The following is a 21,706-nucleotide window of genomic DNA, read 5'->3' as shown; positions in this document are numbered from 1 at the left end:
GCGGGATGGCTTCCTATAATCCGCGAGGATTTTAGGGTGCGCTTGTCGCTTGCGAGCGCCCCGGCTCCCGTCGTCCGGTCCGCAGTCTTCGGCCCGCGTCCAAGCAACCGCGTCGTCCGTCCTGCAGCATCCATCCCACGCCGGCCCAACCCGTCCGTCCCCGCCCAGTGCCCAAGTCCCCGCCGACCCCTTTCCGACCGCCGCGCAGGCCGCGTCTGCGGCTGCTCGCGGCGGCGCTGGGCCTGGCGCTGGCGGAGCTGGCGCCGGCCGGCGCGCAACAAGCCCCCGAGGCGGCTGCGCCACCGACGCCGCCGCAGGAAACGGACGCGCTGCAGCTCACGCCCAGTCTGGATCTGGCGCAACGTCTTTCACCGGCGGCGCAGATGCGCGAGCCCCTGTTCATCTGGGCCGACCAGCTTTCCGGCCAGACCGACATCGACATGAACGCCAGCGGCAACGTGGAGCTGCGCAAGCACAGCGTGGTGTTCAAGGCCGAGCGCTTGCACTACGACATCGCCCAGGACGCGATCGATGCGCAGGGCGATGTGCGCGTCGTGCGCGACGGCAATGTCTTCAGCGGCCCCAGCCTACAGTACAACCTGGCCTCGGGCACCGGGCAGATGCCGCAGGCGCACTATTTTTTCAACCGGACGCAAGGCCACGGCCACGCCGACGTGGTGAAGTTTCTGAGCCACAACCGGGTGGAGGCCAAGAATGCGACCTACACCACCTGCACCGCCAGTCCGCTGGACTGGTTCATGCAGGCCACCGACCTGGAGCTGGACTCGGCCGACAACACCGGCGTGGCGCACGACGGGCGCGTGGTGTTCAAGGGCGTCACCATTCTGCCGCTGCCCTATGCCAGTTTTCCGCTGAGCGATGCGCGCAAGTCGGGCTTCCTGCCGCCCACCATCGGCCTGGACAGCCAGAATGGCCTGGACTACGCCCAACCGTATTACTGGAACATCGCGCCGAACTACGACGCCACCCTGACCCCCAGGCTGCTGCAGCGCCGGGGCTTCATGGGCAGCGCCGAGCTGCGCTGGCTGGAGCCGAGTTTTTCCGGCCGCAGCTTCATCGACTACATGCCGTCCGACAGCGCCGCGGGCGGCAGCCAGCGCTGGGCCGGCGTGTTCCAGCAAAACGGCGCACTGGCGCCCAGCGTGAGCTACGGCCTGAACCTGCAGCGCGTGTCCGACAACAACTGGTGGCAGGATTTCGGCGGCGTGGACCCCGTCATCGGCGCCAACCGCATCCTGCCGCAACAAGGCCAGGTGACCTGGAGCCAGCCCAACGGTTCCATCCAGGCCAGCTTCAACCAGTGGCAGACTTTGCAGAACCCGGCTTCGCCCATCGGCGTGCCTTACAACACCCAACCCCGGCTGTACGGCACCTGGCATAGCGACAACTACACCGGCCTGCAGTGGCAGTTGCAGGCCGAGGCCGCGCGCTTCACCAATTCCACGCCCGGGCTGCTGTCGGGCGACCGGGTGTACATCAACCCCAGCATCAGCCGGCCGTTCATCGCCCCGGAGGGCTTCATCACGCCCAAGCTGTCGTTCAACAGCACCTACTACAGCACCGACACCGCGATGGCCAACGGCGCCACCACGGCCACGCGCAACCTGCCCACCTTCAGCCTGGACTCGGGGCTGGTGTTCGAGCGCAAGACGCGCTTCTTCGGCCATGACGTGACGCAGACGCTGGAGCCTCGGCTCTACTACGTCTACACGCCCTACAGCAACCAGCAATACCTGCCGAATTTCGACAGCGCCCCACTGGATCTGAACCTGTCCACCATCTATGTGGACAACGTGTTTTCCGGCAGCGACCGCATCGCCGACGCCAACAACATCACCGGCGGCGTCACCACCCGTTTTCTCGACAATGCCACCGGCGCGGAATACGCCCGGCTGACCTTGGCGCAACGCGTGCTGCTGCGCGAGCAGCGGGTCACGCTCACCGGACCGCCCGTGCCGGCGGGTCTGAACGACAGCTTTGCGCTGGCCAGCGTTTCGCTCGATCCGCGCTGGAGCGCCAATGCCGCGATCGACTACAACACGCGCCTGCGGCAACTGGTGCAGGCCGCCGTGGGTGCGCAATGGAACCCCGATGCTTTCAAGCGCGTGAGCGTGTCCTACCAGGTGCAAAGCGCCACGGCAACGCAGATTCCCTTGAAATACGTCAACACGGCCTGGCAGTGGCAGTTGTCCAGCCGCTGGTACTCGGTCGGCCAGGCCAACTACAGCATTCTGGACAAGCAATTCAACGACGGCCTGCTGGGTTTCGAGTACAACGGCGGTTGTTGGCTGGCACGCATCGCGGTGCAGCGCAATTCGCTGTCCACGTTCACGGCATCCACCCGCCTGTTATTCCAACTCGAGCTCACGGGTTTTTCCCGTCTGAGCGTGATCGGCAATCCCTTGTCGGCATTCGAGCAAAATATCCCCGGTTACCAACTGCTGAACCAACCCACGGCGCCTCCCAGCCGTTATCTCAACTATGAGTAATTTCTCCCTGCGCCGCGCCACGGCCCTGGCTGCCTTGCTGCTCAGCGGCGCGGCCGGCGCCCAAGGTCTTGGCTTGAAGTCTGCTCCCGGACTCTCGGGCCAGGGCTCGGCGCTGATGCAAACCCCACAGCTCCCCGCCACGCCGCAAGCGGCCTTGTCCGGGGGCGGATCGCAAGGCAGCGACGGCATTGCCGCGGTGGTGGGCAGCCAGGTCATCACCCAGTACGACCTGGATTTGCGGGTGCGCGCGGCCGAGCAGCAAATCGCGCAGCAACGGGCGCAAATGCCACCCATCGCACAGCTGCGCGCCGAGCTGTTGAACCAGCTGATCGACCAGGTGGCGATGGCGCAGTACGCCGAGGACAGCGGCATCGTCGTCAGTGCCGAGGCGGTGGACCGGGCCATCGCCCAGGTGGCTGCTGGCTACAAGCTCAGCACCGAGCAATTCCGCAAGCAGATCACCGCCGAAGGGCTGGGCTGGAGCGAATACAAGGAGCAGGTCAAGCGTGAAGTGTTGATTGGCCGCCTGCGGCAGCAGGAGGTGGCCGCGCGCATCAAGATCAGCGACCAGGAGGTGGACGACTATCTGGCCAAACAGGCGAAACAGCCGCTGGCTGCGCAAACCCAGATTCAACTCGCACAAATTTTCATTCCCCTGCCCAGCCAGCCCACGCCCGAGCAGGTGGCGCAGGCCAAGGTGCGCATCGACGAGGCCCTCGGCAAGCTCAGGCAGGGGCGTGATTTCAGCAAGCTGGCGATGGAATACTCGCAGGGCCCGGAGGCGAAAAATGGCGTCAACCTCGGCGTGCGCCCCGCCAGCCAGTGGCCCGGCCTGTTCATGGAAGCGATCCGCGGCCTCAAGCCGGGCGAGATCAGCGGCGTGATCCGCAGCCCCGCCGGTTTTCACATCCTGAAGCTGGTGGCCGAGCAGGGCGGCCAGCTTGGCGCCGCCACGGCGATGCAAAGCCGGGTGAGCGAGATCGTCCTCGACGTCAACAGCGGCAAGTCACGCCAAGCGGCCGTGAAAGAGTTGGCGAGCATTCGCGACGCCGTCGAGCAGGGCAAGGTGCAATTCGCCGACAAGGCGCGTGAGCTGTCGCAGGATGTGGCCACGGGCAAGAAAGGCGGCGATCTCGGCTGGGTGCTGCCCGGGCAGCTGCCCCCGGCGCTCGACGCCGCGCTCAACCGCTTGAACCCGGGGCAGGTGTCCCAGCCCATCACGCTGCCCGGCAAGGTGGTCCTGCTGCAGTTGGTGGACCGCCGCGAACACGCCCTCGGCAAGGATCAGGAGCGCGCCGTGGCGCGCAACATCCTGCTGCAGCAAAAAGAAGAGAAAGACTTCAACGAACTGGTGAAAGACGTGCGCGCGCGCACCTATGTGCGGATCCCGGATGCGGACTCCTGATGCCGCGCTGGGCATGCCGCTGGCCATGCAGCCCCAGCGCTTGACCACCCGTGTGATGCCGCGTCGCCGCCATGGCCGGTTCTAGCCGCCACGGCACCGCCGCCGGCCCGACCCGCATCGCCGGGCACACCGCGCGCAAGCGCTTCGGCCAGCACTTTCTCACCGACACCGGGGTGATTGCCGAGATCGTCGGCCTCATCGACCCGCGCGCCGGTCAGCCGCTGGTGGAAATCGGCCCCGGACTGGGCGCGCTCACCTGGCCGGTGCTCGACCGCACCCGGCAGCTGACCGTGGTCGAGCTCGACCGCGACCTCGCGGCGCGCTGGCGCACGCGCGAACCCGAGCGCGTGCGCGTCATCGAGTCCGATGCGCTGGCTCTGGACTTTGCCGGTCTCGGCTCCCGGTTGCGCATTTTCGGCAACCTGCCCTACAACATCTCCAGCCCGCTGCTGTTCCATTTGATGAGCGCGGCGAGCGCGGTGCATGACCAGCATTTCATGCTGCAGAAAGAAGTGGTGGCGCGCATGGTGGCGCCGCCCGCCTGCGGCGACTACGGGCGGCTGTCGGTCATGCTGCAGTGGCGCTACGCCATGTGGGATGTGCTGAACGTGGGGCCGCAGGCGTTCTCGCCGCCACCCCGGGTGGATTCGGCCGTGGTGCGCATGCACCCGCGTTCGCCGGCGGAACTGTCGGGCCTCGATCCCGCCGTGTTGCAAGCCCTGACTGCCGCGGCGTTCTCGCAACGCCGCAAGCTGCTGCGCCATGCGCTGGAGCCCTGGCTCGTCAGCCGGGGTTATGCCGGAGATTTCGACATCAAGCGCCGCGCCGAGGAGGTGAGCGTGGGCGAGTATGTGCGCCTGGCGCTGGAATTGAACCCAGGCTGAGGCAAGGGTTCAAGCAAGGGGCAAGGCCGCTTCCGGCAACCTCAGACAACCTCAGGCAGCTTCGGCAACCCACGCGCCATACCAGGGTGCGGGTGGCGCATAGGCCAGTTTGCCGCTGAGTCGGGAGCCCGGTTCGTCTTCGCCCCGCAACGCCGTCCGGTCCGGCGCGCGGGTTACAGAAAAGAATAGAAAACCCGGAATTCCACGCCTTGCTCGAACCAGAAATCGGCCGCGTCGCGGAAGACATCGAGCAGGGTTTCGCGCGCTTCCTTGTCGAAGCGCTGGGTCATGGGCAACTGCTCCAGCACGATGACGAAGCCCGGCTGCTTGCCCGAGCTTTGGATCATGTCGGTCAGGCAGTCGCGCAGGGCGTCGAAATTCTTGCCGAAATGTTTGGGGAAGGTGAAGGAACGCGCCACGATTTCCAGCACTTCCTGCTTGGTCGTGGCCTCGGCCAGATTGGCGTAGAGGAAATGCTGGCCGGCGTCCTGCGCGGCGGACATCAGCGCCGGCACGCGAAAGGCGCGGATCGACTGCACGATATTCGGGCGCAGGAGTTTGAGATTGACCCCGCCCTCGGCCTCAGTGAGCGATGGCTTGGAAACTTGCGTAGTGATCATGGGTGTAGTAGCAGAGATCGGGGGTGCGCGGAGGTCCCCCGCAGACAAGGCGTTGTGCCCCCCGGTTGCGGCTTGCCGGGGTTGGTACGGTGTATTCACGGTAATAGCCGCGTCGCCGCTGCGGCAGGATGTGCTCATAATTTCCAAAAACAATGCCGTCCTTCGCGTAGGGGAAGGGCCCTCCCTGCCGAATCAACTGCAGTGTGTGCTGGGCTTCACGCGGAAGTTCCCCGGCACGCACGGCTGGCGTGGCCTCATCGCGCCAGCTTTCGGCATGCCGTTCGCGCCCCTGGGCCAAGCCCCAACCCTGGACGCCGCCTGCGGACCAAGCTGCAAGTTGAAGGCCGAACAGTGCGATGCACAGTGCCAATGCCCGGGTGATGCGCTGGCCCGGTTTAACAGGTGGTTGGATCGGGGCTGCGAACCTGTACACGAACGATGAATGGGCCAGTTTGCGAAAACCCCGGTGGAAAACGCTCGCCGGGGGTGAATGAATGCGTGATTGGCCTGTGCTTCTGGCCTGTGCTTCGGCTTGCAGTTTGGCCTGCAATCGCTTGCGATGCGACAGGTTTGCAGCAATGCCCACAAGTCCAACCGATGTTGCGTCACGACCAAACTGGATGCCGCGGGAGGCGCATCATGCGGCGCGTCAAACTCAAAGCGTATTGGAATCGGCCGCTGAAAGCAAGAATTGCGCCTATTTTTTGTGCAGCACAGCTTTCTTGAGTGAGCGCACACTCAGCCTGATCGTCCCTGAAAATGAGGTGCGGTGTGAATGCAGGGGACTGGGCTTCAGCGCGTCGAGTTGGCGTCCATCACGGTGAGCGCGGTCATATTGACGATGCGCCGCACGGTACTCGATGCGGTGAGGATGTTCACCGGCTTGGCCGCCCCGAGCAGCATGGGGCCGATGGCGACGTTGTTGCTGGCGGTGGTTTTGAGCAGGTTGTAGGCAATGTTGGCGGCGTCCAGACCCGGGAAAACCAGCAGATTGGCCTCGCCCGACAAGGTGGTCTGCGGCAGCAGGCTGGCGCGCAGCCCGGCGTCGAAGGCGCAATCGCCATGCATCTCGCCGTCCACCTCTAGCGCGGGGTCGCGCTGGTGCAGCAACTCGAGGGTCTGGCGCATTTTGAGTGCGCTGGGGGCATTGCTGGAGCCGAAATTGGAATGCGACAGCAGCGCCACCTTGGGCGTGATGCCGAAGCGGCGCAACTCCTCGGCGGCCATGAGGGTGATCTCGGCCAGATCCTCGGCGCTGGGGTCGAGATTGATGTGCGTGTCCACCAGCATGACCTGGCGCCCTGGCAGGATGAGCCCGTTCATCGCGGCGTAAACCTTGGCGCCGGTGCGTTTGCCGATCACCTGGTCGATGTAGTGCAGGTGCAGATGGGTGTTGCCCCAGGTGCCGCAGATCATGCCGTCGGCCTCGCCCTTGTGCAGCATCATCGCGCTGATCAGGGTGAGGCGGCGGCGCATCTCGATCTTGGCGAACGGCGGGGTGATGCCCTTGCGCCCGGCGATCTGCTGATAGCTCTGCCAGAAGTCGCGGTAGCGCTCGTCGTTGTCGGTGTTGACCACGTCAAAGTCGCGCCCTTCCTGCAGGCGCAGGCCAAAGCGCTCCACCCGCTGTGCGATGACCGCCGGGCGGCCCACCAGGATCGGGCGCGCAAGCTGCTCATCGATCACCACGCGCACGGCGCGCAGCACGCGCTCGTCCTCGCCTTCGGCGTAGACGATGCGCTTTTTCTGCGCGTGTTTGGCGATGGAGAAAATGGGCCGCATCATCGCGCCCGACTGATAGACGAACTGCTGCAGTTGCTCGCGGTAGGTGTCGAGGTCGGCAATCGGCCGCGTCGCCACACCGCTGGCCGCAGCCGCCCGGGCCACGGCCGGGGCGATGTGCAGAATCAGGCGCGGGTCGAAAGGCTTGGGGATCAGGTAGGTGGGGCCGAAGCCGGCTTCCTGCATGCCGTAAGCGGTGGTCACCACATCGCTCTGTTCCATCTGCGCCAGCGCGGCAATGGCCTGCACCGCGGCCACTTCCATCTCGGTGGTGATGGTGGTGGCGCCGCAGTCCAGTGCGCCGCGGAAGATGTAGGGAAAGCACAGCACGTTGTTGACCTGGTTCGGATAGTCCGAACGGCCGGTGGCGATCACCGCGTCGCCGCGCACCGCCTTGATTTCCTCGGGGAGAATTTCCGGCGTGGGGTTGGCCAGCGCCAGGATCAGCGGCTTGGCGGCCATGCGTGCCACCATCTCGGGCTTGAGCACGCCACCGGCGGACAGGCCGAGGAAGATGTCGGCGCCGTCGATGATGTCGCCAAGCTTGCGGGCCTCGGTGGGCTGCGCGTAACGCGCCTTGTCCGGGTCCATCAACTCGGTGCGCCCGGCCCACACCACGCCGGCCAGATCGCTGACCCAGATGTGTTCGCGCGCCAGGCCCAGATGCTCCAGCAGGTGCAGGCAGGCCAGCGCCGCGGCGCCCGCGCCCGAGCACACCAGCTTCACGTCTTCGATGCGCTTGCCCAGCACCTTCAGCCCGTTGAGCACGGCGGCGCCGACGATGATGGCGGTGCCATGCTGGTCGTCGTGGAACACCGGAATGCGCATGCGCTGGCGCAAGCTGCGCTCCACCTGGAAACACTCCGGCGCCTTGATGTCTTCCAGGTTGATGCCGCCGAAGGTGGGTTCCAGCGCCGCGATGATCTCGATGAGCTTGGCCGGGTCTTTCTCGTTGATTTCGATGTCGAACACATCGATATTGGCGAACTTCTTGAACAGCACCGCCTTGCCTTCCATCACCGGCTTGGCTGCCAGCGGGCCGATGTCGCCCAGCCCCAGCACCGCCGTGCCGTTGGTGATGACGCCCACCAGATTGCTGCGCGCGGTGTAGCGCGCCGCATCCCCCGGGTTCTGCACGATGTCTTCGCAGGCCGCGGCCACGCCCGGCGAATACGCCAGCGCCAGATCGCGCTGGTTGGAGAGTTGCTTGGTCGGGGTGACGCTGATCTTCCCCGGGCGGGGAAATTCGTGATATTCCAGGGCCGCGCGGCGCAGCTCGGCCTTGGCATCGGGGGTGGACATGAAGGGTCTCCGTCGAGAGGATGCGCCGGGTTTGGGGCCGCACGCGTTTTTGATGATGTGCTTTTGATGGCTTTCGATGATCCACGATTCATTCTAGGAGGCTGTCGGACTTGAACCCGAGCGAATCCGATTGATCAGTGCGACGCGTTTTTTTTGACAGCGGCGCGCTGATCGAACGCTCTCGATGGTTGGCGAGACACTGTGAGGGCACATGGGGCGGCCTGGGGACTCGGTTTTGGCGTGGTCGGGGCGCACTATTGCCCTCACGCGGCTCGCAGGACGTGCATGCGCTTGATGTTCCAAGCCATGGTCACCAAGCTCCATTCGCCTTGTGCCTTGGCCAGCCCGCGCATGCTCATCTGGCGCCAACCCATCACTTGCTTGATGATGCCGAACACCGGCTCCACTGTCTGCTTGCGCAGGCCGTACAGGGCTCGGCCTGCTTGCGTGCCCAGGCGGTGTGCCATCTGCACGAGCGGATCCGTCGTCTGGGGCTCGGGCACATCGGGTGCAAAGCGCCCCATCACCGGCGTGTGATGCGACTCCCGCTTGAGCGCCAGCAGCGGCTCGATACCCGCGTCGTTGCACGCGATCACGTTGGCTTGGCTGAAGAAGCCGTTGTCCGTGATGAGCGTGTGCACCTCGCCCAGCACCGCGGGTAACGCTTGGATCTGCTGCAGCGTAGGCACAACTTCGCGCTTGTCGTTGGATGCCTGGCTCACATGCTGGGTGATCACCATCATCGTCGCGATGTCCACGCCGGCTTGTGCGTTGTAGCTTTGCTCGAAGCCCCCACCCGACACGGGCATGATGCGCGACTCTTCATCCGTGAGGTTGACCTGATCGCTGCTCCGGGGGCCGGCCTCTGGCGGCTCAGGGTCCTTGCCGCGCGGCTTCTTGCCCGCCTCGCGCTGGGCTTGGCGCTTGGCGGTCTTGGCCTCGTACTCCTGCTGCTCGACCTGATGGCGTTCGCTGGCGCGCTGCTCGATCTTGGCCTTGGCCTGCGCGATTGCGCTCAAGCGATCTGCACGCAGGGCGATCTCCGCCGGCACATCCATGCCGTCGGGTACCGTCGCGCGGTCGCTGTTCTCTGCCAGCGCCAGCAGCGTTTGTACTTCCTGGCGCAGCTGCGCCTCGATCTTGTTGGCATGAGCCCACGACAAGGCCTTGTGCTTGCTGGCGTTGGCGTCGATCTTGGTGCCATCCAGCGCGATGTGTCCGAGCTTGAGCAGCTTCATCTCGCGCGCCAGAACCAGCACCTGCACGAACAGTGCCTCCACCTCCTTCAAGAAGCGGCGGCGGAACGTCGCCAGCGTGTCGTGATCGGGGTGGGTATTGGCCGCAACAAAGCGGAACGCCACCGAGTCGTAGGTCGCCCGCTCGATCTTGCGGCTGGAGTGCACGCCGTTGGCGTAGCCGTAGATCAGCAGGCCCAGCAGCACCGCCGGATGGTGCGCCGCCGAGCCCCGGCCTGCGTACTGTCGGGCCAGATCGCCCAGATCAAGCTGCTCGATGACTTCGACCACGAAGCGCGCCAAGTGATCAGTGGGCAGCCATTCGTCCACCGACGGTGGCAACAGATATGCGGTGTCTCGGTCAACAGGGACGAAGCGGCTCATCGGCTCGGGCTCTCGGTTGTGCAGCAGCAATTGTCTCGGATAGCGTCTTCATCCGGAAGACCGCAAAGTCCGACAGTCTCCTAGGAGTCCGGCCCGCCCCCTGGTGTTCCAGCCCAAACAGCGTGTCGTGCAGCGGCCCTCGCGGCAGAGTTGCCGGTCTTGGGCAGCGACGACAATACCCGCATGGCCTCCACCCTCGGCGAATTCGATCTCATCGCGCGCTACTTCACCCGCCCTGCGCGCAACGCAACCCTGGGCGTGGGCGACGATTGCGCCCTGCTCGCCATTCCCTCCGGCCAGCAGCTCGCGGTGTCCAGCGACATGCTGGTGGAAGGCCGCCATTTCCTGCCCGGGGCCGATGCCCGCAAGCTCGGCCACAAGGCGCTGGCCGTGAATTTGTCGGACCTGGCCGCGATGGGCGCGCAGCCGCTGGCGTTCACCCTGGCTCTGGCCTTGCCCGCCGCCGACGCAGCTTGGCTCGAAGGCTTCAGCGCCGGGCTGTTCGCGCTCGCCGACGAACAGGCCATCGAACTGATCGGCGGCGACACCACCAAGGGGCCGCTGAACATCTGCATCACCGTGCTGGGCTTGGTGCCACCGGGCCTGGCCTTGCGCCGCGACGCCGCGCGCGCAGGCGATGCGCTCTGGGTGTCGGGCACGCCCGGCGACGCCCGCCTCGCGCTCGGCCATGTCTGGGGCGAATGGAGCTTGGCTGCCGACGACCTCGCCGCGATGCGCGCGCGCATGGACCAGCCCGCTCCGCGCGTGGCGCTGGGGCAGGCGCTGCGCGGCATCGCCCATGCCGCCATCGACATCTCCGACGGCCTGCTCGGCGACCTCGGCCATGTGCTGCGCGCAAGCCATGCGGGCGCGTGCATCGAAGCCGACCGCATTCCCGCAAGCCGCGTCGTGCAGGCCCAGCCCGCCGCTCGCCGCCGCGCCTGCCAACTCGCCGGCGGCGACGATTACGAGCTGCTGTTCACCGCGCCCGCGCATCGGCACGAGGCGGTGCTCGCCGCCGCCAGCAAGGCGCAAACTTCCGTGGCTTGCATCGGCCGCATCACCGCTGCGCCCGGCGTCACCCTGCTGGACGCACAAGGCCAGGAACTCCCCGCGCATTACGCCGCGTTCGACCATTTCCGCACCCCATGAACCCATCCTCTCCAACCCCCGCAAGCTCCACGGCGCCGCAGCCCAACTGGCGCTTCGCCTTCTCAAGCCCGGTGCATTGCCTCGCCCTCGGCTTCGGCTCGGGGCTCGCGCCCATCGCCCCCGGCACGGCGGGAAGCCTGTTCGGCTGGGCCAGCTACCTGCTGCTCGCGCCCTGGCTGCCCAACGGCGCCTGGGCCGCGTTCTTGCTCGGCGGTTTTGCCCTCGGCGTGTGGGTTTGCGGGCGCACCGCGCAGGCTTTGCAGACCGACGACCCCTCGCCCGTGGTGTGGGACGAAATCGTCGCCATCTGGCTGGTGCTGTGGTTGCTGCAGCCCGCGCCGCAAACCCCCGCCGTGTGGTGGCTGCAAGCGGCAGGCTTCGCCCTGTTTCGCATGTTCGACGCCGTCAAGCGCGGCCCGGTGGGCTGGGCCGACCAGCATGTGAAAGGCGGCCTGGGCATCATGCTCGACGACCTTGTGGCCGCACTGCTCACACTGGCCGTGGTGTTCGGCGCCATGCTGCTGTTGGCGTGGAGCGCAAGCCATGGCGCATGAAGCGCAAGCGCCATGGCGGGACGTGCTGGACGCCGCGTTGGCGCTGCGCGCGCCCTTGCTCGATCGCGGCTGGATGCTGGGCTGCGCCGAGTCCTGCACCGGCGGGCTGGTGGCCGCAGCCGTCACCAGCTTCGCCGGTTCGAGCGACTGGTTCGAGCGCGGCATCGTCACCTACAGCAACCGCGCCAAGACCGAGCTGCTGGGCGTGCCCGAAGCCCTGCTCGCCACGCACGGCGCCGTCAGCCGCGAAGTGGCACTGGCCATGGCGCGCGGGGTGCTGGCGCACGCCCCCGTGCAGGCCGCCCTGTCCATCACCGGCATCGCCGGCCCCAGCGGCGGCACACCGGACAAGCCGGTGGGACTGGTGTGGTTCGGCTGGGCCTGGCTGGATCAGGAGCAGCCGGACAGCCTACGCGCTGAGGCCCAATCCATCATCTGGCCCGGCGACCGCGAAGCGGTGCGCCTGGCCTCGGCGCGGTATGCATTGGAGGGATTGCGGCGACGACTGCTCGGGGCGGCGCGCGACGCGTGAATGATGAAAGGCGCCGAGCCTTCCGGCGATGCAGCCTCGGCAAAAGCAACTGGAATGCGGGTGGCTGTGTTCCCGAAACTCCTTTGTCTTGCCGTGGCCCATGAAGATGCCCACACGAATTTGGTTTCGCACGGGAGAGCAAATCTTTGCTCATCCGATCGATGGTACTCAATCTTGGATCGATGAATGCAGGATCAGATGCGTCCCTCCTGTTCCAAAACTCTCCATTCGTCGTCGTCAAAAAGCCTTGAGCGCGTGAGAAAGCGCAGACCTGTTGAACCCTCGAGAGAAAACATGCCGCCGCGGCCGGGAACGACATCGATGATGAGTTGCGTGTGTTTCCAATACTCGAACTGTGCAAGCCCGATGTAAAACGGCACGCCACCGATAGACCCTAGAAGCCGATCTGCCTCCCCAACCAAAAATTCGCCCGCAGCAAAGCACATCGGCGCGCTGCCATCGCAACAGCCGCCGGACTGATGAAACATCAGCTCCCCGTGGGTTGCTTTGAGCTTGGCGATCAGTTCGAGCGCCGCAGTGGTCGCGATGACTCGAGGGACGACCGGTGCCGTCGTGGATGCTTCGCGCAAGGTTTGCTCGGTGTTCATGGCAGGTCATCCGTCGGCGTTTGGAAAGCTGCGGGATTACAGGGTTGCAATGCGCATGCGGTGCTGTCCGGCTGCGCCACTGCCCGCGTTCACGGGCAGTGGCGCAGCGCGTCCTCTCAAGGAAACGAAGGGGCGCTCAGAAGAAGCCCAGCTTGCTTTCGCTGTAGCTCACCAGCAGGTTCTTGGTCTGCTGGTAATGGTCGAGCATCATCTTGTGGTTTTCGCGTCCGATGCCCGATTGCTTGTAGCCACCGAACGCCGCGTGGGCGGGGTAGAGGTGGTAGCAGTTCGTCCAGACGCGGCCGGCCTGGATGCCGCGGCCCATGCGGAACGCCCGATTCATGTCGCGCGTCCAGACGCCCGAGCCCAGGCCGTACAGCGTGTCATTGGCAATCTCCAGCGCTTCTTCCTCGTCCTTGAACGTGGTGACGGACAGGACCGGGCCGAAGATTTCCTCCTGGAAAATGCGCATCTTGTTGTGCCCTTTGAAAACCGTGGGCTTGACGTAATAGCCGCCCTCCAGTTCACCCGGCAGCTTGTTGCGCTCGCCTCCAATCAGAACCTGGGCGCCCTCCTGTTTGCCGATGTCGAGGTAGGAGAGGATTTTTTCCAGTTGCTCGCTCGATGCCTGCGCGCCGATCATGGTTTCCATCTCCAGCGGGCTGCCTTGCTTGATCGCCGCCACGCGCTTGATGGCGCGCTCGATGAAGCGCTCGTAGATCGACTCCTGGACCAGCGCACGGGAAGGGCAGGTGCAGACCTCGCCCTGGTTGAGCGCGAACATCGCAAAACCTTCGAGCGCCTTGTCGAAGTAGCCGTCGTCCTTGTCCATCACGTCGGCAAAGAAGATGTTCGGTGACTTGCCCCCGAGTTCCAGCGTGACGGGAATCAGATTCTGGCTCGCATACTGCGAGATCAGCCGGCCGGTGGTCGTCTCTCCGGTGAAGGCGATCTTGCCGATGCGGCTGCTGGAAGCCAGCGGCTTGCCCGCTTCCAGACCGAAGCCATTGACCACGTTCAGCACACCCGCAGGCAGCAAGTCGCCAACCAATTCCACCAGCACCAGGATGGAAACCGGTGTTTGCTCGGCGGGTTTGAGCACGACGCAGTTGCCCGCCGCCAGCGCCGGCGCCAGCTTCCAGACGGCCATCAGAATCGGAAAATTCCAGGGAATGATCTGCCCGACGACGCCGATCGGCTCGTGGTAGTGGTAGGCATAGGTCTCATGGTCGATCTCGCTGATGCCGCCTTCCTGCGCGCGTACGCACGAGGCGAAATAGCGGAAGTGGTCGATGGCCAGCGGCAGGTCGGCCAGCGTGGTTTCGCGGATGGGCTTGCCGTTGTCCCAGGTTTCGGCGGCGGCGAGCATGGGCAGGTTGGCCTCCATGCGGTCGGCGATCTTGTTCAGGATGTTCGCGCGATCCGTGGGCGATGTGCGGCCCCAGGCGCCCTTGGCCTTGTGCGCGGCATCGAGCGCGCGCTCGATGTCGGCCGCCGTCGAGCGCGGAATGTCGCAAAAGGGCTTGCCAGTGACGGGCGAAATGTTCTCGAAGTATTGGCCGCCGGCAGGCGCAACCCACTCGCCGCCGATGTAGTTGCCATAGCGCTTTTTGAAGGCAACGGCAGTGCCAAACTTGCCGGGTTCAAGCATGTCCATGAACGTCTCCTGAGATTGTTGGATAGGGAGTTGAACTGCAGATGCAGCGCCCTCATCCCTATCAGGATTCGTGCCAGACCCAACGCTTGCGCCAGGACGAAATATCTTCGTTCATTGACAAGCACTTAGGCGAATGCATCCGGGATGACCCGGAGTACGCTCTCCGGTCTTCCTTCTCGATTTGCATCACTGAAGCGTCGCATCTTGCGACAGGTGACATGGCGCCCTTTGAGTGCGACACTTCGCCAGCAGAAGATTGGCTGCCATGGCCTTGATGGCACGCCAACCCAGGAGACGGAAATGCCCCAGACCAGGCCGCCGGGCAGCGCGGGAATTGCCACGCCGTCGACCACGTTGCAGTTGGCGCGACAGCGTTTTTTCGAAGACGGGAGTGATCCGCAAGGCGCGGTGCCGGAGCTGATCGCAAGGTCGTGGCGGCGGTGCCTGGCCCTCCCCGCCACCCTCAGTGAGACTCCCGAGCCCCTGGCGCATGAGGCGCTGTTTGCCCGGCGCGACGCGCAGGGGCGGCTGCGTCGGCACGCGCTGCCCGAGCTGGAGGCTCTGGCCGAGGCGCTGTCGCCCTCACGCGTGGTCGTCTTGCTGGCCGACCCGCAGGGCATGATTCTCGACGCAGCGGGCTCAGATGTGTTCATGAACAAGGCCCAGCGCGTGGCGTTGATGCCCGGCGTCGAATGGTCCGAAGTCCAGCGGGGGACCAATGCGATCGGCACGGCGCTGACGGAGCTCTCGCCGATCACGGTCCTCGGGCAGCAACATTACCTCGAGCAAAACGGAACCTTGGGGTGCACGGCCGCACCTCTGCTGGGCTCGCAAGGGCAGGTCCTGGGCGTGCTGGATGTCTCGGGCGATGCTCGCTGCATTCAAGCCCAGACCGTTGGTCTGGTGCGCATGGCGGCGCAGATGATCGAATACCGCATGGCCATGGACAACCGGCCCGCGCAGACCGAAATCCTGCGCTTTGCCCATGACCCGGCCTTGATTGGCTCGCACCGCGAAGCTTTGCTGTGGATTCGCAATGCAACGATTGTGGGCGCCAATCGCGCTGCCATGCGCGTTTTAGGGATGACGTTCGAACAACTGCGCGGCCGCTTCGTCGACGATCTGTTCAGCTCCTTGCCCACGACCGAGCGGGACCAGTTCGAGTTGTGCCTTCACCCCTGGCTGGCGCGGCCTGGGCGATCGGCATCGTGGGCTTCAGGCTGGGTCGGGCTCAAGAGGGCCTCGAATCACTTGGACTCGATCACGGCGCCAGAACGCACGCCGCAGATCCACCAAGTCGCAGCCTCGAGGCCGCCCATCATCGCCGACCCACAGCGCGAGGCGCAACTGGACCGCGCGGTGCGTGTCCTGGACTGTGGCATCCCGGTCTTGATCCTGGGGGAGTCGGGCGTCGGCAAGGAGGTTTTTGCCCGGCAGGTTCACCAGGCCAGCCAGCGCTGCCGGGGGCCCTTCGTCGCCGTCAATTGCGCGGCGGTCCCGGAAGGCCTGATCGAGGCCGAGCTCTTCGGCTACGAGGAGGGAGCGTTCACAGGCGCCCGGCGCAAGGGTCAACCGGGACAGATTCGGGAGGCTCATGGCGGCGTCTTGTTTCTGGATGAAATCGGGGACATGCCGTTGTCGATGCAGGCCCGGCTCCTCCGGGTTTTGCAGGATCATGAAGTCAAGGCGCTTGGCGGCGGGCGCCGGCAGTCGGTGGATTTTGCGTTGGTGTGCGCCACCCATCGCGACCTCAAGGCGATGGCCGCCGAGGGAAGCTTCCGAACCGATCTGTACTACCGCCTGCAGCATTTCGTGGCCGTCCTGCCCGCCCTGCGTGAACATGCCGAGGCCAAGGCGCTTATCGATGAACTCCTGCAAGCCATGTTGTCGCCCCGCAAGCTCCGGCTCGGCCCGCAGACCCGCGAAGCCCTCTTGGCCTACACATGGCCGGGCAACTGGCGGCAGCTCGTCGCCGTCGCGCAGACGCTGCTGGCGCTGGCCGAGCCGGGGAGTTGCATCGAGCTCGCCGACCTCCCCGATGACATTCGGCGCGATTGGCGAACGCATCAACAACAGCCACCCACGATTTCGGCCTCGCCGGCGCGCTCAGACCCTGAAAGGGACGGCGCCGCCACATCCCCTGTGCCGCTGCGTGCCATGACCGAATCGGCCATTCATGCGGCAATCGCGTCTTGCAGCGGCAACGTCAGCCGCGCTGCACGGCTGCTAGGGGTTCATCGCAGCACGCTTTACCGTCACGTTCGCAAGTGACCGATCAGGCGCGGTTGCCATGAGCCGTCGGCCCGTCGGCAGCTCGATCCGCGCGCGCGGGACAGGTGGACAGAAGTGGAAAGCAGGGTGAGTCGGTTGAAGTGACCCTTCTCCGCATAGTAGTTCTAACACGAACTAATATCGCAGCTCTTCGCTCCGCAAGCCTCAGCCCGCCCGTGACCACCCATCCACGTTTCATGCCGCTGCTGCGCAAGTCGATGCGTCGCCCTCAGACGCACGAGCGCGATTCGGCCGCCGCTGCGCAAAGTCTGGGATGGGTGCTGCACAGCACCGGCCGTTCCGCCGGGCATGGGGCGAAAACATGAGGACATCACGATGACTCACCTGCCTTCCCTGTTCGTCTCCCACGGCTCGCCCATGCTGCCGCTGGAGCCCGGCACCGCCGGTCCCATGCTGAGTGCCCTCGGAGATGAGCTGCCGCAGCCGGCGGCCATCCTCGCCTTCTCGCCGCACTGGATGGCCCGCATCCCGGCTGCGGGATCGAGCGCAAGACCCGCGACCATCCACGATTTCGGCGGCTTTGATCCGGCCTTGCACGAACTGCGCTATCCGGCAGCCGGAAACCCCGAACTCGCCCAGCGTGCGGCCAGCTTGCTGCAAGCTGCCGGCTGGGCCGCCATCTTGGACCCGGGTCGGGGCCTGGATCATGGCGTGTGGGTGCCGCTGCGTTTCATGTTCCCGCAAGCGGATATTCCAGTGGTTCCGCTGGCCATGCCATGGCCCCTGGACGCCGCGGGCGCCTACAAGCTTGGCCAGGCCCTGGCTCCACTGGCCGACGAAGGCGTGCTGCTGTTCGGCACCGGCAGCCTGACCCACAACCTGCACGAATTTCGTCCCGGTGCGACGACCGACGAACCGCCGGAGCCCTATGTCCAGGAATTCGCCGACTGGATGCGCGAAGCCATCGACCGTGGCGCAACCGCCTCCTTGCTCGACTACCGCCGCCAAGCTCCGCATGCCGCCCGCGCGCATCCGAGCGACGAACATCTGCTGCCGCTGTTCTGGGCGCTCGGTGCGGCCGGCAACCCGGTCAAGCCGCAGCACAAGAGCGGCGGCGTGCACTACGGCATGCTCAGCATGGATGCGTGGGTGTTGGCCTGAAGGCCGCCGCGCGGCCACCTCCTGATGCCTCGACGAGAACCGAACCATGTCCGCATCCATCATCGTTGCCCAGCCCGGAGGCCATGCCGAGCAGTTCATGCTGCTGTTCCACGGCGTGGGCTCCGACGCCCAGGATCTGGTGCCGCTCGGCCAGCAGTTGGCTGCGGCGTTTCCCAGGGCCTGGATCGTCAGCGTGCAGGCGCCCGAACGCTGCGACTTCGGCCATGGCTACCAATGGTTTTCCGTGAACGGCGTGACCGAAGCCAACCGCGCCGAGCGCGCCGCGCAGGCCTTGCCCGCATTCGTGGAGGCGGTGCGGCACTGGCAGGGCCTCGCGCATGTCGGCGTCGGGCAGACGGCTCTCATCGGGTTCTCGCAGGGCGCCATCATGGCACTGGAGTCGACTCGCGATCGAACCCCCATCGCGGGGCGCGTGGTGTCGATCGCCGGGCGCTTTGCCCAGTTGCCGCGCGAACCGGCCGCGGGCACGACACTGCATTTCCTGCATGGCAAGAGCGATCCGGTGATGCCTTACGGGCTCACGGTGACGGCAGCCGAACATCTGGTCGCCTTGGGCGGGGATGCGACGGCGGATGTGCTGCCGTTCCTCGGCCATGGCATCAACGCGGAGCTTGTCGCGCTGCTGATCGAACGCCTCTCAAGGAAACGCAGGGCCGCCCCAAGTTTCCTTGACCCCCACGGGGGGCGGGTCGGCGAGCCGACCCTGGGGGTGCTCAAAGGCTATGTGCCGCGCAGCATGTGGCGGGCCGCGCTTGCCGCAGACCCTGGACGCAAGAACAGCCAGGATCGAACCGTTTTGCAGGGGCCTGACGATTCAGGACCCTAGCCCCCAACTCGTGCTCGCGCGAGTGTCGCCAACCCCCGTCCATCGGAGTTCATCATGATCAAACAATCAACCGCCCCCTATGCCGCTCTGCTCCTGCGTGTGAGCCTGGGGATCATGTTCCTGGCCCACGTGGGCCTCAAGATCTTCGTCTTCACCGTCCCCGGTTTCGTGGGGTATTTTGCTTCGCTCGGACTGCCCGCGATTCTGGCTTATGCCGTCATCGCGCTGGAACTGCTCGGCGGCATTGCCCTCATCCTGGGCATCTACGCACCTCTGGTCGCAATCCCCCTGGCGCTGGAGATGCTCGGCACGATTGTTCTCGTGCATGGCGCCAACGGCTGGCTGTTCACCAACAAGGGCGGGGGCTGGGAATATCCCGCGTTCTGGACGGTGGGCCTGATCGCCCTGTTCCTGCTGGGCGACGGCGCCATGGCGCTCAAGCCTCAGCGCAGTCGTGCATGAACGCTTGGGCGCCAGCGGTCAGGGTCCAGCGGCGAACGCTCGTCTTGCGCCTCGGCCCGGTCAGACACCCACCGCCAAGTCGGCGATGGCATTCTCCAAAAGAAGGCATAGGCAATCGCCCCGATCTGGGCGCGTGGAACGCCATGCGCGCCCCATGCCCGTCACGCAAGCGCCGCGTTCACGCCGGCGGTGGCGCGGTGTCCTGAAACGAGGCGCGCTGGGCGAGTTTGTCGAACAGCTTGGCCAGTTTGGGTTCGTCGTGTTTCCAGCTGACGTCGGGGCAGCGGAAATCGACATAAGCCAGGGCGGTGCCGATGGCGATGTCGGCCAGGGTCAGGTGGTTGCCGCACATCCAGGGCGAGTCGCCCAGGCCGGCGGACATGGCCTTGATGGCGGCGCGCACCTTGCCGAGCTGGCGGTCGATCCACGCCTGGCTGCGCTGGGCATCGGTGCGGCCGGGCCAGGTCCGCTCCAGACGGGCGGCGGAGGCGGCATCCATCACGCCGTCGGCCAGGGCTTCCCAGGTGCGAACCTCGGCGCGCTCGCGCCCGGTGCCGGGAATGAGTTTGCCCACGGGCGACAGGGTGTCGAGGTACTCGACGATGACGCGCGAGTCATAGATGCTGCTGCCGTCTTCCAGCACCAGGCAGGGCACTTTGCCCAGCGGGTTGCTGTCCTGGATGCGCGTGGCGGCATCCCAGACGTTTTCCTCGACGAACTTGTATTCGAGCTTTTTTTCCGCGAGAACGATGCGGACTTTGCGCACATAAGGGCTGGTACGCGAGCCGATGAGTTTCATGACCATGGTGAGCTTGAATTTAAGGCCGCAGTATAAGTAAGTCGCCACCCCTCGCGGCAGCGGCCTGGAATCAGGCCGAGCGTCCGCGGCCTGTGGCTCGAACTGCGGGAGCCGGGCTTTCTACAATGCCCGGATGAACACCGCCAAGCCCTCCAACTCCCCCGCGGACCCGAGCCCGCTCATGGCCCTGTCGCCGCTCGACGGGCGTTACGCCAACAAGGTCGACGCCTTGCGCCAGCACCTGTCCGAGTGCGCGCTGATGCGCTGTCGCGTGCAGGTTGAGATCGAATGGTTGATCGCGCTGTCGCAGGCCGGCCTGCCCGAATTGCCCGTCATCACCACGGGCACCCGGGTGGCCTTGCGTCAGCTCGCGGTCGATTTCACGGAAGCCGACGCCCTGGCGATCAAGGCGATCGAGCGCGTCACCAACCACGACGTCAAGGCGGTTGAATACTGGATCAAGGAGCGGCTGAGCGCCTGGCCCGAGTTGGCAAGGTCCAGCGAGTTCGTGCACTTCGCCTGCACCTCCGAAGACATCAACAACACCGCGCATGGCCTCATGCTCAGCGGCGCGCGCGAACAGGTGCTGCTGCCGGCGGTGCGTGCGGTGCTCGTGCGCCTCAAGCGCCTGGCGCATGGCCTGGCCGACGCGTCCATGCTGTCGCGCACCCACGGCCAAACCGCCAGCCCCACCACGCTGGGCAAGGAGATGGCCAACGTCGCGGCAAGGCTCGAGCGCGCCATCGTCCAGGTGGCGGCGGTGGAACTCACGGCGAAGATGAACGGTGCCGTGGGCAACTACAACGCCCACCTGGCCGCCTATCCGGACGTGGACTGGGAGGCCTTGGCGCGGCAGGTGGTGGAGCAGCAGCTTCACCTGCGCTTCAACCCCTACACCATCCAGATCGAGCCGCACGACGCCATGGCTGAGTTGTTCGACGCCGTGGCGCGCCTGAACACCGTACTGCTGGACCTGAACCGCGATCTCTGGGGCTATATCTCCTGGGGCTATTTCAAGCAGCGCACGAAGGCGGGCGAGATTGGCTCGTCCACCATGCCGCACAAGGTCAACCCCATCGACTTCGAAAACTCCGAAGGCAATCTGGGCCTGGCCAACGCCCTGCTGCGCCACCTGAGCGACAAGCTGCCGGTGTCGCGCTTCCAGCGTGACCTGACCGACTCCACCGTGCTGCGCAATATGGGCGTGGCGCTGGGCTACGGCCTGCTGGCTTATGACAGCCTGCAGCGCGGGCTGGACAAGCTCGAACCCAATCCGCAGCAATTGTCCGCGGACCTGGACGCCGCCTGGGAAGTGCTGGCCGAGCCGGTGCAAACCGTGATGCGTCGCCACGGCCTGCCCAACCCCTACGAGCAGCTCAAGGAACTGACGCGCGGCAAGGCCATCACGCGCGAACTGCTGCGCGAGTTCATCGCCACCCTGCCCTTGCCGGAGGCCGACAAGGCGCGCCTGCTTGCCCTCACCCCGGCCAGCTACACCGGCAAGGCGGCGGAGCTGGCGCGGCGCATGGGCAGCGCCAGCTAGGCTTGGGTCGCCGCAGCGCAGCTGAGTCGTCCCCAAG

Annotated in this window: 19 protein-coding genes; 12 read left to right on the top strand and 7 right to left on the bottom strand. The window is 65.7% G+C overall.

The features are described from left to right. Positions 1-167: 167 nt before the first annotated feature. The 3 genes from THIX_RS01570 (at position 168) to rsmA (ending at position 4,799) form a co-directional block, all read left to right on the top strand. Entirely contained in the window at positions 168-2,510 is a 2,343-nt protein-coding gene (locus THIX_RS01570; protein WP_233224339.1) for an LPS-assembly protein LptD, read from the top strand. Next, positions 2,503-3,915 (top strand): peptidylprolyl isomerase, encoded by a 1,413-nt coding sequence (locus THIX_RS01565; protein ID WP_233224338.1) that lies wholly within the window; start codon positions 2,503-2,505, stop codon positions 3,913-3,915. The genes THIX_RS01570 and THIX_RS01565 overlap by 8 nt, the downstream gene beginning before the upstream one ends. Before the next feature lie 71 nt (positions 3,916-3,986). Beyond that, positions 3,987-4,799 carry a 16S rRNA (adenine(1518)-N(6)/adenine(1519)-N(6))-dimethyltransferase RsmA gene (rsmA, locus tag THIX_RS01560; protein WP_112484559.1) on the top strand — a complete coding sequence of 271 codons (813 nt, stop codon included), beginning with the start codon at positions 3,987-3,989 and terminating at the stop codon, positions 4,797-4,799. Between the two features lie 173 nt (positions 4,800-4,972). Here rsmA and THIX_RS01555 read toward each other — a convergent pair whose 3' ends face one another. From THIX_RS01555 to THIX_RS01540, 4 genes are all read right to left on the bottom strand, one after another. After that, a complete protein-coding gene (locus THIX_RS01555; protein ID WP_112484558.1) occupies positions 4,973-5,419 on the bottom strand; it encodes a barstar family protein in 447 nt (148 codons plus the stop codon). After that, entirely contained in the window at positions 5,382-5,771 is a 390-nt protein-coding gene (locus THIX_RS01550; protein ID WP_371412987.1) for a ribonuclease, read from the bottom strand. The genes THIX_RS01555 and THIX_RS01550 overlap by 38 nt, the downstream gene beginning before the upstream one ends. Positions 5,772-6,211: 440 nt before the next feature. Beyond that, on the bottom strand, positions 6,212-8,503 hold the full coding sequence (locus tag THIX_RS01545) for an NADP-dependent malic enzyme (RefSeq protein WP_112484557.1): 2,292 nt from the start codon (positions 8,501-8,503) through the stop codon (positions 6,212-6,214). Positions 8,504-8,766: 263 nt separating this feature from the next. Beyond that, complete coding sequence (locus THIX_RS01540; RefSeq protein ID WP_112484377.1) at positions 8,767-10,122, bottom strand: IS1182-like element ISThsp16 family transposase; 1,356 nt, start codon at positions 10,120-10,122, stop codon at positions 8,767-8,769. Between the two features lie 183 nt (positions 10,123-10,305). On the opposite strand from THIX_RS01540, the gene thiL reads away from it, so the two are divergent. The 3 genes from thiL to THIX_RS01525 are packed head-to-tail and all read left to right on the top strand — an operon-like array spanning position 10,306 to position 12,360. Beyond that, on the top strand, positions 10,306-11,274 hold the full coding sequence (thiL, locus tag THIX_RS01535; protein WP_112488059.1) for a thiamine-phosphate kinase: 969 nt from the start codon (positions 10,306-10,308) through the stop codon (positions 11,272-11,274). After that, positions 11,271-11,828, top strand: a complete 558-nt coding sequence (locus THIX_RS01530; protein ID WP_112484556.1) for a phosphatidylglycerophosphatase A — start codon at positions 11,271-11,273, stop codon at positions 11,826-11,828. The genes thiL and THIX_RS01530 overlap by 4 nt, the downstream gene beginning before the upstream one ends. Then, a complete protein-coding gene (locus THIX_RS01525; RefSeq protein WP_112484555.1) occupies positions 11,818-12,360 on the top strand; it encodes a CinA family protein in 543 nt (180 codons plus the stop codon). The genes THIX_RS01530 and THIX_RS01525 overlap by 11 nt, the downstream gene beginning before the upstream one ends. Positions 12,361-12,554: 194 nt before the next feature. On the opposite strand, the gene THIX_RS01520 is transcribed toward THIX_RS01525, so the two are convergent. Both THIX_RS01520 and adh read right to left on the bottom strand, forming a co-directional pair. After that, positions 12,555-12,968, bottom strand: a complete 414-nt coding sequence (locus THIX_RS01520; protein WP_112484554.1) for a DUF779 domain-containing protein — start codon at positions 12,966-12,968, stop codon at positions 12,555-12,557. Between the two features lie 136 nt (positions 12,969-13,104). Next, a complete protein-coding gene (gene adh / locus THIX_RS01515) occupies positions 13,105-14,625 on the bottom strand; it encodes an aldehyde dehydrogenase (protein ID WP_112484553.1) in 1,521 nt (506 codons plus the stop codon). Between the two features lie 300 nt (positions 14,626-14,925). Here adh and THIX_RS01510 point away from each other — a divergent pair, with 300 nt between their 5' ends. From THIX_RS01510 to THIX_RS01495, 5 genes are all read left to right on the top strand, one after another. Further along, positions 14,926-16,896, top strand: coding sequence for a sigma-54-dependent Fis family transcriptional regulator (locus THIX_RS01510; protein ID WP_112484552.1), 1,971 nt, complete (start codon positions 14,926-14,928; stop codon positions 16,894-16,896). Between the two features lie 197 nt (positions 16,897-17,093). Beyond that, positions 17,094-17,222, top strand: coding sequence for a hypothetical protein (locus THIX_RS24550; protein WP_256359952.1), 129 nt, complete (start codon positions 17,094-17,096; stop codon positions 17,220-17,222). A gap of 10 nt (positions 17,223-17,232) precedes the next feature. Continuing rightward, the gene (locus THIX_RS01505; protein ID WP_112484551.1) at positions 17,233-18,018 is read left to right on the top strand and encodes a dioxygenase; all 786 of its coding nucleotides are present in this window, start codon (positions 17,233-17,235) and stop codon (positions 18,016-18,018) included. A 46-nt stretch (positions 18,019-18,064) separates the two neighbouring features. Beyond that, a complete protein-coding gene (ypfH, locus tag THIX_RS01500) occupies positions 18,065-18,865 on the top strand; it encodes an esterase (protein WP_112484550.1) in 801 nt (266 codons plus the stop codon). Between the two features lie 54 nt (positions 18,866-18,919). Next, on the top strand, positions 18,920-19,327 hold the full coding sequence (locus tag THIX_RS01495; protein ID WP_112484549.1) for a DoxX family protein: 408 nt from the start codon (positions 18,920-18,922) through the stop codon (positions 19,325-19,327). A gap of 178 nt (positions 19,328-19,505) precedes the next feature. Here THIX_RS01495 and THIX_RS01490 read toward each other — a convergent pair whose 3' ends face one another. Beyond that, complete coding sequence (locus THIX_RS01490) at positions 19,506-20,126, bottom strand: glutathione S-transferase N-terminal domain-containing protein (RefSeq protein WP_112488058.1); 621 nt, start codon at positions 20,124-20,126, stop codon at positions 19,506-19,508. Positions 20,127-20,259: 133 nt separating this feature from the next. Here THIX_RS01490 and purB point away from each other — a divergent pair, with 133 nt between their 5' ends. Then, positions 20,260-21,669 (top strand): adenylosuccinate lyase, encoded by a 1,410-nt coding sequence (gene purB / locus THIX_RS01485; RefSeq protein ID WP_112484548.1) that lies wholly within the window; start codon positions 20,260-20,262, stop codon positions 21,667-21,669. The last annotated feature ends 37 nt before the right edge of the window (positions 21,670-21,706 follow it).

The organism is Thiomonas sp. X19 (genome assembly GCF_900089495.1).
In the GTDB taxonomy this organism is placed as follows: Bacteria; Pseudomonadota; Gammaproteobacteria; order Burkholderiales; family Burkholderiaceae_C; genus Thiomonas_A.
This window is presented reverse-complemented; position numbering and strand designations above follow the sequence as displayed.